Origin of the sequence: Streptomyces sp. NBC_01546, from assembly GCF_045208355.1 — a bacterium.
GTDB lineage: Bacteria > Actinomycetota > Actinomycetes > Streptomycetales > Streptomycetaceae > Streptomyces.
Window position 1 is genome coordinate 4982775 of record NZ_CP109379.1, and the last position, 15093, is coordinate 4997867.

11 protein-coding genes, 1 rRNA gene and 1 pseudogene are annotated in these 15093 nt (G+C 69.2%); 10 read left to right on the forward strand and 3 right to left on the reverse strand.

What is annotated here, in order from left to right; translation table 11 throughout:
• The first annotated feature begins 52 nt into the window (after positions 1–52).
• The 6 genes from OHA89_RS22780 (at position 53) to OHA89_RS22805 (ending at position 5638) form a co-directional block, all read left to right on the forward strand.
• A complete protein-coding gene (locus OHA89_RS22780; protein WP_257556087.1) occupies positions 53–427 on the forward strand; it encodes a DUF3499 domain-containing protein in 375 nt (124 codons plus the stop codon).
• 78 nt (positions 428–505) lie between these two features.
• The gene (locus tag OHA89_RS22785) at positions 506–1876 is read left to right on the forward strand and encodes a phosphomannomutase/phosphoglucomutase (protein WP_266609532.1); all 1371 of its coding nucleotides are present in this window, start codon (positions 506–508) and stop codon (positions 1874–1876) included.
• 217 nt (positions 1877–2093) lie between these two features.
• Positions 2094–2279 (forward strand): Trm112 family protein, encoded by a 186-nt coding sequence (locus OHA89_RS22790; protein WP_215149771.1) that lies wholly within the window; start codon positions 2094–2096, stop codon positions 2277–2279.
• A 32-nt stretch (positions 2280–2311) separates the two neighbouring features.
• Positions 2312–3445, forward strand: coding sequence for an SIS domain-containing protein (locus OHA89_RS22795; RefSeq protein WP_257556089.1), 1134 nt, complete (start codon positions 2312–2314; stop codon positions 3443–3445).
• A 39-nt stretch (positions 3446–3484) separates the two neighbouring features.
• Complete coding sequence (manA, locus tag OHA89_RS22800; RefSeq protein WP_215149769.1) at positions 3485–4642, forward strand: mannose-6-phosphate isomerase, class I; 1158 nt, start codon at positions 3485–3487, stop codon at positions 4640–4642.
• Positions 4643–4714: 72 nt separating this feature from the next.
• The gene (locus OHA89_RS22805) at positions 4715–5638 is read left to right on the forward strand and encodes a cation diffusion facilitator family transporter (protein ID WP_266609533.1); all 924 of its coding nucleotides are present in this window, start codon (positions 4715–4717) and stop codon (positions 5636–5638) included.
• A gap of 77 nt (positions 5639–5715) precedes the next feature.
• Here the strand turns inward: OHA89_RS22805 and lepB are convergent, their stop codons facing one another.
• Both lepB and OHA89_RS22815 read right to left on the reverse strand, forming a co-directional pair.
• Complete coding sequence (gene lepB / locus OHA89_RS22810) at positions 5716–6405, reverse strand: signal peptidase I (protein ID WP_266609534.1); 690 nt, start codon at positions 6403–6405, stop codon at positions 5716–5718.
• 117 nt (positions 6406–6522) lie between these two features.
• A pseudogene (locus tag OHA89_RS22815) lies at positions 6523–8329 on the reverse strand (fructose-specific PTS transporter subunit EIIC).
• A gap of 373 nt (positions 8330–8702) precedes the next feature.
• On the opposite strand from OHA89_RS22815, the gene ahcY reads away from it, so the two are divergent.
• Together ahcY and OHA89_RS22825 are read left to right on the forward strand one after the other, a co-directional pair.
• Positions 8703–10139 carry an adenosylhomocysteinase gene (gene ahcY, locus OHA89_RS22820; RefSeq protein WP_215149765.1) on the forward strand — a complete coding sequence of 479 codons (1437 nt, stop codon included), beginning with the start codon at positions 8703–8705 and terminating at the stop codon, positions 10137–10139.
• Positions 10140–10228: 89 nt separating this feature from the next.
• Entirely contained in the window at positions 10229–10846 is a 618-nt protein-coding gene (locus OHA89_RS22825; RefSeq protein WP_266609535.1) for a hypothetical protein, read from the forward strand.
• A 4-nt stretch (positions 10847–10850) separates the two neighbouring features.
• Here the strand turns inward: OHA89_RS22825 and OHA89_RS22830 are convergent, their stop codons facing one another.
• Positions 10851–11753 (reverse strand): RDD family protein, encoded by a 903-nt coding sequence (locus tag OHA89_RS22830; RefSeq protein WP_406366959.1) that lies wholly within the window; start codon positions 11751–11753, stop codon positions 10851–10853.
• A gap of 111 nt (positions 11754–11864) precedes the next feature.
• Between OHA89_RS22830 and OHA89_RS22835 the strand changes: the two genes are divergently transcribed.
• A complete protein-coding gene (locus OHA89_RS22835; RefSeq protein WP_215149762.1) occupies positions 11865–12872 on the forward strand; it encodes a stage II sporulation protein M in 1008 nt (335 codons plus the stop codon).
• 599 nt (positions 12873–13471) lie between these two features.
• A 16S ribosomal RNA gene (locus OHA89_RS22840) occupies positions 13472–14996 on the forward strand.
• The last annotated feature ends 97 nt before the right edge of the window (positions 14997–15093 follow it).

The following is a 15093-nucleotide window of genomic DNA, read 5'->3' on the forward strand; positions in this document are numbered from 1 at the left end:
GCGGCGGGAGAGTCGTCGCGGCCCGGTCAAGAGTGCGGTACCGTCCAACGTCGTGAGCCTTGTACGTCGTTGTTCGCGCACCGCGTGCGGCCGCCCTGCCGTCGCGACACTGACGTACGTCTACGCCGATTCGACCGCAGTTCTCGGCCCGCTCGCCACTTACGCCGAGCCCCACTGTTACGACCTGTGCGCCGAGCACTCCGAGCGCCTGACCGCCCCGCGCGGCTGGGACGTCGTCCGCCTGTCCGACGGCTCCGGGCCGTCGCGCCCCAGCGGCGACGACCTCGAAGCCCTCGCCAACGCCGTCCGTGAAGCGGCCCGCCCGCCCGGGCGCGCGGCGGAGGCCGGGGGATCCGTCCCGGGGGGCCGGGTCACCGGCGAGACCCGTCGCGGACACCTGCGCGTTCTGAGATCGCCCGATTCCTGACGCTCCGATCGCCTGAAGAGCGGGTCCTCGTTCAAGGTAGGTTGGCCGGACCGCACAGAACCTTCAGGAGGGCACGCAGTGGCCGCAGATCTTTCGAACATCGTCAAGGCGTATGACGTGCGTGGTGTCGTGCCGGACGAGTGGGACGAGTCGTTGGCGGAGCTGTTCGGTGCCGCGTTCGTCGAGGTGGCGGGTGCTTCGGCGATCGTGATCGGTCATGACATGCGGCCGTCGTCGCCGGGTCTGTCGGCTGCTTTCGCGCGTGGTGCGGCTGCCCGTGGTGTGGACGTGACGCTGATCGGTCTGTGCTCGACGGACCAGCTGTACTACGCGTCGGGGTCGATGGATCTGCCGGGTGCGATGTTCACGGCCTCGCACAATCCGGCCAAGTACAACGGCATCAAGCTGTGCCGGGCGGGTGCGGCTCCGGTGGGTCAGGACACGGGTCTGTCGCAGATCCGTGAGCTGGTGGAGAAGTGGTCGGATGAGGGTGCTCCGGAGATCGCGGCGGGCACGGTCGCGGGCACGGTCACCGAGCGGGACTCGCTGGCCGGTTACGCGGCGCATCTGCGCGCTCTGGTGGACCTGACGGTGATCCGTCCGCTGAAGGTGGTCGTGGACGCGGGCAACGGCATGGGCGGCCACACCGTCCCCACGGTGTTCGAGGGCCTGCCGCTGGATCTGGTCCCGATGTACTTCGAGCTGGACGGGACGTTCCCCAACCACGAGGCGAACCCGCTGGATCCGAAGAACATCGTGGATCTGCAGGCCCGTGTGCTGGCGGAGGGCGCGGATCTGGGGATCGCGTTCGACGGGGACGCGGACCGCTGTTTCATCGTGGACGAGCGCGGCCAGGGTGTCTCCCCGTCGGCGATCACCGCGCTGGTGGCGGCGCGTGAGCTGGCCCGTAACGGCGGCACGGGCACGGTGATCCACAACCTGATCACCTCCTGGTCGGTGCCGGAGGTGGTCCGGGAGAACGGCGGCACCCCGGTCCGCACCCGGGTGGGGCATTCCTTCATCAAGGAGGAGATGGCGAAGACGGGTGCGATCTTCGGTGGTGAGCACTCGGCGCACTACTACTTCAAGGATTTCTGGAACGCGGACACCGGGATGCTGGCCGCGCTGCACGTGCTGGCGGCGCTGGGCGGCCAGGACGGTCCGCTGTCGGCTCTGGTGGCTTCCTATGACCGTTACGCGGGCTCGGGGGAGATCAACTCGACGGTCGCGGACCAGGCGGGCCGGCTGGCGGCGGTCAAGGCCGTCTACGGCGGCCGTGAGGACGTCAGCGTGGACGAGCTGGACGGCCTGACCGCCACCGGTGCGGACTGGTGGTTCAACGTCCGTGCCTCCAACACCGAACCGCTGCTGCGGTTGAACGTGGAGGCCCGCGACGAGGCCACCCTGGCCAAGGTCCGCGACGAAATCCTCGCGCTGATCCGCGCCTGATGCCTCGCCGGCGGGGCCGGGTCTGCCGCTGCGCGGCACTCCGGCCCCGCCAGGCGCCGGCGAGAGCCCGGCTCAGCCCGGTACCCGGCGGAGCCGGGTTCCCCTGGGGCGGAGCGCCGGCAACGGCGCCGCACACGAACCCCGTCAGGCCGCACCGCAGGTGACTCGGCGGTACGCTGACCACGGCCCACCCGCATCCCCGAAGGGAACCCGCCCCATGCCGCTCGAAGCCGGTCTTCTGGAGATCCTCGCCTGCCCCGCCTGCCACTCGCCCCTCCAGGACAAGTCGGCGGACGAGACGGCTCCCGAGCTGATCTGCACCGGCCAGGACTGCGGCCTCGCCTACCCGGTCCGTGACGGAATCCCGGTCCTCCTCGTGGACGAGGCCCGCCGCCCCGCCTGATCCCACACGCGCCGACACCGCCGGAGGCCGCCATGCTCGACGAGTCGCTCCTCGACGCACCGGACGATCTCGCCCGCGCCGACCGGCGGGGCCTGCTCCGCGGCGCCGCCGAGGCCGGGGCCAGGGTCCGCACCGCGGCCCGGCACGCGGTCGAAGCGGGCCTGGGTGACCTGAGCCCCGACGGCCGCCCACGCGCCGTTCTGATCGCCGGTGCCGGCACCGCCGCCACCGGCGTCGCCGACCTGCTCGGCGCCCTCGCCGGAGCCTCCGCGCCCGTCATCCGGCTGGATCCCACCGGTGTCGCACACGCCTCCGGCGCCCTGCGCTGGGTCCTGCCCGGCTGGGCCGGCTCCGTCGACCTGCTGCTCATCGCCACCACCGACGGCGCCGAGCCCGGCCTCGCCCTCCTCGCCGAGCAGGCCTACCGGCGCGGATGCACCGTCGTCGCCGTCGCGCCCGAGCGTTCACCGCTGAGCGAGGCCGTGGACGGGGCGCACGGGCTCCTCGTACCGATGGCCAAGGCCCCGTACCAGGAGTACGACGAGTCCGCCGCGGCCGGACCCGGCGCCCTGTGGGCCCTGCTCACGCCGCTGCTGGTGCTGCTCGACAAGGTCGGCCTGATCAGCGCCGCCCCCGACACCCTCCAGCTCGTCGCCGACCGGCTCGACCGCACCGCCGAGCGCTGCGGGCCCGCCATCGCCACGTACTCCAACCCGGCCAAGACCCTCGCCGCCGAGCTGGCCGACACCCTCCCGCTCATCTGGAGCGAGGGCACCGGCGCAGGCCCCGCGGGCCGCCGCTTCGCCGCCACCCTCGCCGAGCTCGCAGGCCGCCCCGCACTGGCCGCGGCCCTCCCCGAGGCGCTCCCCGCCCACGGCGTGCTGCTCGCCGGCTCCTTCGCCGCCGGGGCCGATCCCGAAGACTTCTTCCGCGACCGGGTCGAAGAGCCCCAGGCTCTGCGCGCCCGCATCGTCCTGCTGCGTGACCGGCCGGCCGGCGGCCTCACCGCCGCCCCCGCCGCACGCGAGCTCGCCCTCAGCCACGACACGGCCATCAGCGAGCTCGAACCGGAGGAGGGCGTGGAGCTGGAACAGCTCGCCGAACTCCTCGCCGTCACGGATTTCGCCACCGCCTACCTGGCGTTGGCTTCCGGGGGACACAGCTGAGGTACACGTCCGTGCCCGGCGCTATCCAGGAAGACGACGATGGACCGCCTGACGAACACGATCCGCCCCTACGCCTGGGGATCGACCACCGCCATCCCCACGCTGCTCGGTGTCGAACCCACCGGTGAGCCCCAGGCCGAGATGTGGATGGGCGCCCACCCGGGCGCACCGTCCCGCATCGACCGCGGAGCCGGTCAGAAGGCCCTCTCGGACGTCATCGCCGCCGACCCCGAGGGCGAACTGGGCGCCGCCACCGTCGCCAGGTTCGGCCCCCGACTGCCCTTCCTCCTCAAACTCCTCGCCGCCGGCGCCCCCCTCTCCCTCCAGGTCCACCCCGACCTCGCCCAGGCCGAGGCGGGCTTCGCGGACGAGGAGCGGCGCGGCATCCCGATAGACGCGGGCCACCGCAACTACAAGGACCCCAACCACAAGCCCGAGATGCTCTGCGCGCTCACCCCGTTCGACGGGCTGTGCGGCTTCCGGCCCCCGGAGCAGTCCGCCGATCTGCTCGAAGGCCTCGGGGTCGGTTCCCTCAAGCCGTACGCCGACCTGCTGCGCGCCCACCCCGAGGACGCCGCGCTGCGCGAGGTGCTCACCGCCGTACTGACCGCCGACCGCGAGCAGATGGCCCGTACCGTCACCGAGGCCGCGGCCGCCGCCGAGCGCCTGGGCGGCCCGTACGCCCCGTACGCCCACCTCGTCCACGACTACCCCGGAGACCCGGGCGTCATCGCGGCCATGCTGCTCAACCACTTCCGACTCCAGCCCGGCGAGGCGGTGTTCCTCGGCGCGGGCGTCCCGCACGCCTACATCGACGGCCTCGCCGTCGAGCTGCTGGCCAACTCCGACAACGTGCTGCGCGCCGGACTCACCCCCAAACACGTGGACGTGCCGGAGCTGCTGAAGATCGTGAAGTTCGAGTCCGGCGACCCGAACGTGCAGCGTCCCGAGGGCAACGGCGAGGAGGTCTACGAGACCCCCATCGACGAGTTCCGGCTCTCCCGTTTCCTCCTCGCGCCCGGCGCCGCCTCCCGCGTGCTCCCGGAGGCCACCCCGCAGATCCTGCTCTGCACGGCCGGTTCACCCCGGGTGGGCGAACTGTCCCTGGCACCCGGCGAGTCGGTCTTCGTCCCGGCGGGCGAAAAGGCCGAACTGTCCGGAAGCGGCACCGTGTTCCGCGCCACCGTGGTGGTCTGACGTAGCGTCCGCAGCGGCAGCTGCAACAATGTGCGGCCGGTAGTCAGTGGCTAGGAAGGACACCCTGCACCCATGAGCGCGTCGGGCGGTACCAAGGCGATCGTGGCGGCACTCGCCGCCAACCTCGCCATCGCTGTAGCCAAATTCGTGGCGTACGTCTTCAGCGGATCCTCGTCGATGCTCGCGGAAAGCGTCCACTCGCTGGCCGACTCCGGGAACCAGGCGCTGCTGCTCCTCGGCGGAAAGAAGGCCCAGCGCGAGGCGACGCCGCAGCACCCCTTCGGGTACGGGCGCGAGCGCTACATCTACGCGTTCCTCGTCTCCATCGTGCTCTTCACCGTCGGTGGCATGTTCGCCATCTACGAGGGCATCGAGAAGATCAACCACCCGCACGCGATCGAGGCCTGGTACTGGCCGGTCGGCGTCCTCGTCTTCGCGATCATCGCGGAGTCCTTCTCCTTCCGCACCGCGATCAAGGAGTCGAACGAGATCCGGGGCAAGCAGACCTGGACCCAGTTCGTCAGGCGGGCCAAGGCCCCCGAGCTGCCCGTTGTCCTCCTGGAGGACCTCGGCGCACTGGTCGGCCTGGTCCTGGCCCTGGCGGGCGTCGGCATCGCCCTCGCCACCGGCAACGGCGTCTGGGACGGCATCGGCACCCTGTGCATCGGCGTCCTGCTGATCATCATCGCGATCGTCCTGGCCGCGGAGACCAAGTCCCTGCTGCTCGGCGAGGCCGCGGGCACCGAAGAGGTCGAGAAGATCGCGGCCGCGCTCGTCGACGGGGACGTCGTCACCGGCGTGATCCACATGCGCACCCTGCACCTCGGCCCCGAGGAGCTGCTGGTCGCCGCCAAGATCGCCGTCGAGGGCAACGACACCGCGACGCAGGTGGCGGACGCGATCAACGCCGCCGAGGCCCGCATCCGCGAGGCCGTCCCGATCGCCCGGGTCATCTACCTCGAGCCGGACATCTACCGCCCGGTCGCCGCCAAGTAACCCACGCATGTACGGAAGGCCCCCGCGAGCCGCGCACGGCTCGCGGGGGCCTTCCGCGTTGCAGAGTCGCGTAGGACTCAGGCCGCGGGCCAGACCGGCGCGACCGGCTCCGGCCGCCGCCGGCGCAGCACCAGCGCCCAGATCCCCAGCCCGCCCCCGACCACGAACACGACCGCCCCGCCCACGAGGGCCCCGCCCGCGACCAGGAGATCCGTCGGGCGCGCGACGTCCTCGCCGATCACCGTCGACACGTCGAGAGTGCCCTGGTCCTTGTCGGGGTGCAGCGAGGAGTCGAAGGAGTTCATGCGGTTGTCGCCCATCAGGAAGATCCGCCCCTTGGGCACCGTCACGTCGAAGGGCACGCTCGACGGCCGCGACCGGTCCAGGATGTACGGCTCGTCCAGCGGCTGCCCGTTGAGCCTGAGCGTCGTCTCGCCGCGCCGGTACTCGATCCGGTCGCCGCCGATCGCCACCACCCGCGACAGCAGCGGCCCGTCCGGCACCCACTCCGGAATCTCGACGAGCACCACGTCCCCACGCGAAACCTCGAAGTTCTCGCCGTGGGTGCCCATGGAGAACCAGCCGGTGTCCCCCGGCTCGTACGTCGGCCGCATGTTTTCGCTCGGGATGGTCTTCTTGTCGTAGACCACCTCCCCGTGCTGGGCCGACACCGCCCCCCAGAACGCCCCGCCGAGCACCAGCAGTCCGCCGGTCACCAGCAGCACGATCGCCCAGATGCCGCGTCTGCGGCCCCGCCTGCGTTCCATCGGCCCGTCCCCCTCAGAAGCATCCGCGTGAGCGGGCAGCGTACGGAACGCGGTCGGGCCCCTCGCCACCAGGGTGGTGAGGGGCCCGACTTGACGGGACGGCGCGGCGCGCGAGGGCTACCGGATCTCGCTCAGCACGTCCAGGACCGCCGGCTCGTCCGGAGCGCTCTGCAGCCGTTCCCGGAAGCCGCCGTCCATCAGCTTGCGCGACAGCAGCGCCAGGATCCGCAGGTGCTCGTCTCCGGCCGCGGCCTCCGGCACCGAGATCATGAAGATCAGCCGGGACTTCGTCCCGTCCAGGGCGCCCCACTCGATGCCCGCGCCGGACCGGGCGAAGCCCACGGTGGGCCGGGTCACCGCGTCCGTCTTGGCGTGCGGGATCGCGATGGACTCGCCGAGGCCGGTCGTACCCTGCGCCTCCCGGGCGAGCGCGACCCGTACGAGTTCGTCCACGTCCCGGACGTTGCCGGTGGCGGCCAGCATCTCCGCCATCTCGCGGATCGCCGCCTCCTTGGAATCCGAGGCCAGCTCCGTCCTCACCGTCCGCTCGGTCAGGTACCCGGAGAGCACCTCCGGCCGCCCGGCCGGGGCGGCTGCCGCCGCCGAGGGCGCGGCCTGCGCCCGTACGGCCGTCCCACCTACACCGGCGCCCACACCGGCACCCACACCGGCCAGGACCGGCGCGGGGGCGAGCACCTGCGGCGCGCTCCCGCCGCTCTTGCGCTGCTTGATCTCGATCAGCGCGTTCGTGGTCAGCGCGGTGACGACAGTCCCGCTCCTGGTCGGAGTAGACCTTGCGGCGCAGCAGCGTCGCCAGGCCCTGGCCGAGCGGCATCACCGGGATCGCTGCCGCGGCCATGCCCATGACCGCGTTGTTGGTGCCGATGAGGCCCACCGCGACGAGGAAGGCCGTCTTGTTGACCGGACCGCCCATGTCGAAGGCGATCATCAGGCTGATCAGCGTGCCGAGCACGATCGCGCTGGAGCCGGTCATCCCGTTCAGCCAGTTGGTCAGGTGCGTGAACATCCAGGAGATGGGCCGGCCGATCACGTAGATGTACGCCAGGCCGAGCGCGACCGTCGACACGATCGGGATCACGATGATCGGCATGATCGGCTGGACGAACTTGGGAACCCTGACCTTCTTGATCCAGACGACCAGATAGCCCGCCAGGAAACCGGTCGCGATCGCCCCCAGGAAGCCCGCGTTGGCCTCGGCCCCGTAGATGTTGACGGCATCGGCGGCGAGGAAGCCGCCGATCATGCCGGGTACGAGGGCCGGCCGGTCACCGAGGGCGAAGGCGATGTAGCCGGAGAAGATCGGCAGCATCAGCTTGAAGCCGAGACCGCCCAGGGCGTTGACGTAGAACCAGAACGAGTTCTGGTCGAACTCGATGCCCTTGGACGTGGAATGTCCGCCGAGTGCGATCGAGACGGCCAGCAGCAGACCGCCCACGACCACGAACGGGATCATGTGCGAGACGCCGTTCATCAGCGCCTTGTAGGCGGTATTGGGCTCCCGGCCGCCGCCCGCACCGCCCCCGCCACTGCCCGCGCCCCCGGCCGTACCGGTCTGCACCGGTGCGCCCTGCACGCGCTCGATCAGCTCCTCCGGCTTGTGGATGCCGTCCGCGACACCGGTGGACAGGACCCGCTTGCCCGCGAAGCGCTCGCGGTCGACCTCCTTGTCGGCGGCGATGATGATGCCGTCCGCCTCTCTGACATCGTTGTCAGTGAGCACGTTCTCGGCCCCGATGGAGCCCTGCGTCTCCACCTTCATGTCGATACCGAGGCGATCGGCGGCCTGCTGCAGCTTCTCCGCGGCCATGTAGGTGTGCGCGATCCCGGTGGGACACGCGGTGACGGCGAGCAGCTTCAGGCGCTTCTGCCCTCTCCCGGCGGGAAGGCCTGCCGGACTGGTCACTTGAAATCTCCTTACGCCGTGGGCGGCCTTCGGCCTGCGGGATCGCGCGATCGTTCACGTGTTCCGATCCACCGGAATCCTTCCCCAGGCAAGGGATGGATCAAAAGTCCGAAAGGCCCCGAACCTGCCGGCCGGAAGACCCGAATTCCGGCCGCGACTTGCCACCCGCCGACTGGGGAGCGCTGGGCCGATCGGTGTAGATTCGTCATCAGTGTCAGGCGTCGCTGCTGATGGCGGTCGGGCGGTCCTCGTGACCGGCCGAGGGGAGAGAGGGCCCCCGACGGACTGTGCTCGGTGCGCCGCCCCCTGCTCAGGCACGGCAGACGCACGGCTCAGCCGTACCCACCCTCTCGAACCATGAGGAGCAGCACCCATGGACTTCAAGGTCGCAGACCTTTCCCTCGCCGCCTTCGGCCGCAAGGAGATCACGCTGGCCGAGCACGAGATGCCCGGCCTGATGTCGATCCGCGCCGAGTACGCGGAGGCCCAGCCCCTGGCCGGCGCCCGCATCACCGGCTCCCTGCACATGACCGTGCAGACCGCCGTCCTCATCGAGACCCTGGTCGCCCTCGGCGCCGACGTCCGCTGGGCCTCCTGCAACATCTTCTCCACCCAGGACCACGCGGCCGCCGCCATCGCGGTCGGCCCGAACGGCACCCCGGAGAACCCGCAGGGCGTCCCCGTCTTCGCCTGGAAGGGCGAGACGCTGGAGGAGTACTGGTGGTGCACGGAGCAGGCGCTGACCTGGCCGAACACCCCCACCGGCGGCCCGAACATGATCCTTGACGACGGTGGTGACGCCACCCTCCTGGTCCACAAGGGCGTCGAGTTCGAGAAGGCCGGCGCGGCCCCGGACCCGTCCACCGCGGACTCCGAGGAGTACGCCCACATCCTCACGCTCCTCAACCGCACCCTCGGCGAGGCCCCGCAGAAGTGGACGCAGCTCGCGTCCGAGATCCGCGGCGTGACGGAGGAGACCACCACCGGTGTCCACCGCCTCTACGAGATGATGGACGAGGGCAGCCTGCTCTTCCCGGCGATCAACGTGAACGACGCCGTGACGAAGTCGAAGTTCGACAACAAGTACGGCTGCCGCCACTCCCTGATCGACGGCATCAACCGTGCCACGGACGTCCTGATCGGCGGCAAGGTCGCGGTCGTCTGCGGTTACGGCGACGTCGGCAAGGGCTGCGCCGAGTCGCTGCGCGGGCAGGGTGCGCGGGTCATCGTCACCGAGATCGACCCGATCTGTGCGCTCCAGGCGGCGATGGACGGCTACCAGGTCGCCACGCTCCAGGACGTCGTGGAGACGGCGGACATCTTCATCACCACGACCGGCAACAAGGACATCATCATGGCCGCGGACATGGCCAAGATGAAGCACCAGGCGATCGTGGGCAACATCGGTCACTTCGACAACGAGATCGACATGGCCGGTCTGGCGAAGATCGAGGGCATCGTCAAGGACGAGGTCAAGCCGCAGGTCCACACGTGGAAGTTCCCCGACGGCAAGGTCCTGATCGTGCTGTCCGAGGGCCGTCTGCTGAACCTGGGCAACGCGACGGGTCACCCGTCGTTCGTGATGTCGAACTCCTTCGCGGACCAGACGCTGGCCCAGATCGAGCTGTTCACCAAGCCGTCGGAGTACCCGACCGACGTGTACGTGCTTCCCAAGCACCTGGACGAGAAGGTCGCCCGCCTCCACCTGGACGCGCTGGGCGTCAAGCTCACCACCCTGCGCCCCGAGCAGGCCGCCTACATCGGCGTCCAGGTCGAGGGCCCGTACAAGCCCGACCACTACCGCTACTGATCCCCACGCGGCAGTAGCGGCAGCACGTCACGCAGGCCCCCGGCGGAGATGCCGGGGGCCTGCCCCGTACCCATCCAAGGACCGACACGATGCCCCGCGGCCGCTACTCACTCCACGACCCGCACGACCACGCCCCCCTCGGCGAGGAGCACTTCCACTGCGCCCCCGGACCCTCCGGCTGGCGCTACGTCTCCCAGCTGACCGCCCCGAACGGCGACCACCGGGGCTCCGTGGACCTGGCCATCGACGAACTGGGCCGCCCCATCCGCCTCGAGGTGAACGCGTCGAGCTGGCAGGTCCGCGGAGCCGCCATCGACGGCGTCACCTGGGTCCGTACCGACCCCACGGGCGTCGAGGCCACCGAGGGGAACGTCCACGCCCCCGGCTTCACCGGCACCTCACCGGCCTTCCTCATCGCGACGGCCCGCCTGCTGCGCCTGACCCCCGGCGCCCCCGCCACCCGCGTCCGGCTCCTCGCCCTCACCGACCCGGTACTGGCCCCCCGTACGGTCGACCAGGCCTGGGCCCTGCTGCGCCGCGAGGAGCACCCCACCGACAGCGGCCCGCTCATGGTGGACGAGTACCAGGTCAGCGCCCTGGACACCGGCGAGGTCCACACGGTCCACATCGCGGGCGACGTGGTCCTGTCCGCGCCGGGCATCGAACTGGAACACCTGGAGACCCCGCCCTCGACCTTCGAGGAGTGACCCCTCAGGCGGGCGGCGCGAACCCACCGGCGCGCGGCGCCTCCACGGGCACCACCGGCGCGGGAGCCACCGGCACGGGAGCGACCTGCGGAAGTGGCACGGGATGGGACGCGGGCACCGGCGCGGGCCCGAACCCGGTGGCGGCCGGAACCGAAGGGGACGGGCGGAAAGCCCGGGCCGCGTCCCGCGACTGCCGCTCGTGCACCACGGCCATCAGGAACGCGGCGGCCGGCACCCCCACCGGTGCGGGCGCCCCCGTCCGCGCCACCAGATCGTCCGCGAGCCGCGCCGCCATCGCCGCGCCCACCGCCGGATCCAGCTGGTTCATCCGCGTCAGGTACTGCCGTACCGCCAGCCACAGTCCGTCCGGCACCGCCGACAGATCCAGCCCGGTGAACCGACCGGCCAGCCACGGCGGCGGCGGAGGAACCGGCATCACCCGCGCCCCCGGCACCCGTTCCCGGACCACCAGGGTCCCCGCGAACACGTCACCGAGCCGCCGCCCGCGCGCCGACACCAGCGAGGCGATGCACGCCACGGCCCCGAAGGTCATCAGCAGCTCCACGACCCCCATGGCCCCGCGCACCAGCGCGTGCCGGAACCGGATGGGCCCGCCGTCGTCCCGCACCACCCGCAGCCCGCAGGCGAGCTTGCCCAGCGACCGCCCGTGGGAGAGCGTCTCCACCGCGATCGGCACACCGACCAGCAGCAGCACGAAGGACGCCACCGTCACGGCAGCCTGAGCGGCCTCGTCGAGCGAGGCGATCGAGAACGCCAGGCCGATCGAGAGGATCAGGTACCCGGCGACGTACACGACCAGGTCGAGGACGATCGCCAGCGCCCGGCTCGGCAGCCTCGCCGGCCTCAACCCCAGGACAACCGCGTCCCCCGTCACCAGATCGCTCACCACAGCACCTTTCACGTGACCTGCCCCGCCCCTGCGGCATCCAGTCTGCCAAGCTGACCACACGAGGAATAGCCAGCAGCAGGGGCACTGGGGCAGGGGAGCGGCAACCGGATGGATCTCGACGTCTTCGTGACGGCACACCGCGCGGAATGGGACCGCCTGGAACAGCTCCTGGGCCGCGGCCGCAAGCTGACCGGCGCCGAGGCCGACGAACTCGTCGCCCTCTACCAGCGCACCTCCACCCACCTCTCCCTCGTCCAGTCCAGTGCGCCCGACCCCATGCTCACCGGCCGGCTGACCCAGCTGGTGGCCCGGGCCCGTGCCACGGTGACGGGCACCCGCCGGGCCGGCTGGCGCGACGCGGTCCTGTTCTTCACGGTGGGCTTCCCGGCCGCGGTCTACCGCAGCCGCCGCTGGTGGATACCGACCGCGCTGCTCTCCACGGCGCTCGGCGTGCTCATCGGCTGGTGGATAGCCACCCACCCGGAGGTCCAGGGCGCCATCGCGGCCCCGGAGCACCTCAAGGAGCTCACGAAGCCCGGCGGCGAGTACGAGACGTACTACTCCAGCCACCCCGCGGGCTCCTTCGCCGCCCAGGTCTGGACGAACAACGCCCAGGCGGCCGCGATCTGCCTGGTCCTGGGCGCGTTCCTGGGGATCCCGGTGCTGTGGATCCTCTTCCTGAACATGGCCAACCTCGGTGTCGGCCTCGGGCTGATGGCCTCCGCCGGCCGTCTCGACGTCTTCCTCGGCCTGATCCTCCCGCACGGCCTGCTCGAACTGACGGCGGTCTTCGTCGCCGCGGGCACCGGCCTGCGCCTGGGCTGGACGGTCATCGACCCGGGCCCCCGCACCCGCCGTACAGCCCTCGCCGAACAGGGCCGCGCGGCCCTCGGAATGGCCATCGGCCTCGCGGTGGTCCTCTTCGTCTCAGGCCTGATCGAAGGCTTCGTGACCCCGTCCGGCCTGCCCACCTGGGCCCGCATCACCATCGGCGTCGTCGCCGAGGCGGCTTTCCTGCTCTACGTCTTCATCCTGGGCGCCAGGGCCTCCCGCGCCGGTGAGGCGGGCGACGTGGAGGCAGCCGACCGCACGGCGACGCTCCCCACCGCGGCCTGATGTGCGTACAAGCCCCCTGAGCTGCTAGTCTCCCCGTTGTCCCGGAAGCCCTGTTGACACAGGGCGAACGGGGAGGTAGATTCGAACGGTTGCCTCGAACTGGACAAGTTCGGCAGCGATGGTTACAATCTCTCTCGCCCCTGCAAGGAATCGAATTCCAATGCAGGGTGCAATCGACTCCTCATTCAGGAATCCGAAGCCGGTAAATCCGGTGGAAATCTTCTGATAGAGTCGGAACCGCCGGAAAGGGAAAGCGCGAAAGCGCAGAACCTGGAAAGCGCCGAGGAAATCGGGCCCGAAAGAGTCTGATAGAGTCGGAAACGCAAGAACACAGAACGAAAGCCCGGAGGAAAGCCCGAGAGGGTGAGTACAAAGGAAGCGTCCGTTCCTTGAGAACTCAACAGCGTGCCAAAAATCAACGCCAAAAGTTGATACCCCGTCCACTTCGGTGGATGAGGTTCCTTTGAAAAAGACCTGTGAGGCTCCGTTTCGGGGTGCTTGCAGGCAATTACACAGCGAGGACGCAGTGGTCAGTCGGTCTTATTCCGACCATGACTGGCCCGCTCTACGTGATGTGTGCACCCGATTACGGGTAAACATTCATGGAGAGTTTGATCCTGGCTCAGGACGAACGCTGGCGGCGTGCTTAACACATGCAAGTCGAACGATGAAGCCCTTCGGGGTGGATTAGTGGCGAACGGGTGAGTAACACGTGGGCAATCTGCCCTTCACTCTGGGACAAGCCCTGGAAACGGGGTCTAATACCGGATACCACTCCTGCCTGCATGGGCAGGGGTTGAAAGCTCCGGCGGTGAAGGATGAGCCCGCGGCCTATCAGCTTGTTGGTGGGGTAATGGCCCACCAAGGCGACGACGGGTAGCCGGCCTGAGAGGGCGACCGGCCACACTGGGACTGAGACACGGCCCAGACTCCTACGGGAGGCAGCAGTGGGGAATATTGCACAATGGGCGAAAGCCTGATGCAGCGACGCCGCGTGAGGGATGACGGCCTTCGGGTTGTAAACCTCTTTCAGCAGGGAAGAAGCGAAAGTGACGGTACCTGCAGAAGAAGCGCCGGCTAACTACGTGCCAGCAGCCGCGGTAATACGTAGGGCGCAAGCGTTGTCCGGAATTATTGGGCGTAAAGAGCTCGTAGGCGGCTTGTCACGTCGGATGTGAAAGCCCGAGGCTTAACCTCGGGTCTGCATTCGATACGGGCTAGCTAGAGTGTGGTAGGGGAGATCGGAATTCCTGGTGTAGCGGTGAAATGCGCAGATATCAGGAGGAACACCGGTGGCGAAGGCGGATCTCTGGGCCATTACTGACGCTGAGGAGCGAAAGCGTGGGGAGCGAACAGGATTAGATACCCTGGTAGTCCACGCCGTAAACGTTGGGAACTAGGTGTTGGCGACATTCCACGTCGTCGGTGCCGCAGCTAACGCATTAAGTTCCCCGCCTGGGGAGTACGGCCGCAAGGCTAAAACTCAAAGGAATTGACGGGGGCCCGCACAAGCGGCGGAGCATGTGGCTTAATTCGACGCAACGCGAAGAACCTTACCAAGGCTTGACATATACCGGAAAGCATTAGAGATAGTGCCCCCCTTGTGGTCGGTATACAGGTGGTGCATGGCTGTCGTCAGCTCGTGTCGTGAGATGTTGGGTTAAGTCCCGCAACGAGCGCAACCCTTGTCCTGTGTTGCCAGCATGCCCTTCGGGGTGATGGGGACTCACAGGAGACCGCCGGGGTCAACTCGGAGGAAGGTGGGGACGACGTCAAGTCATCATGCCCCTTATGTCTTGGGCTGCACACGTGCTACAATGGCCGGTACAATGAGCTGCGATACCGTGAGGTGGAGCGAATCTCAAAAAGCCGGTCTCAGTTCGGATTGGGGTCTGCAACTCGACCCCATGAAGTCGGAGTCGCTAGTAATCGCAGATCAGCATTGCTGCGGTGAATACGTTCCCGGGCCTTGTACACACCGCCCGTCACGTCACGAAAGTCGGTAACACCCGAAGCCGGTGGCCCAACCCGTAAGGGAGGGAGCTGTCGAAGGTGGGACTGGCGATTGGGACGAAGTCGTAACAAGGTAGCCGTACCGGAAGGTGCGGCTGGATCACCTCCTTTCTAAGGAGCACAGTACCGATTGCAGACAAATGTTCTGCACGGTCAGCTCATGGGTGGAACGTTGATTATTTGGCACCAGACGGTCTGATGGTTCTCG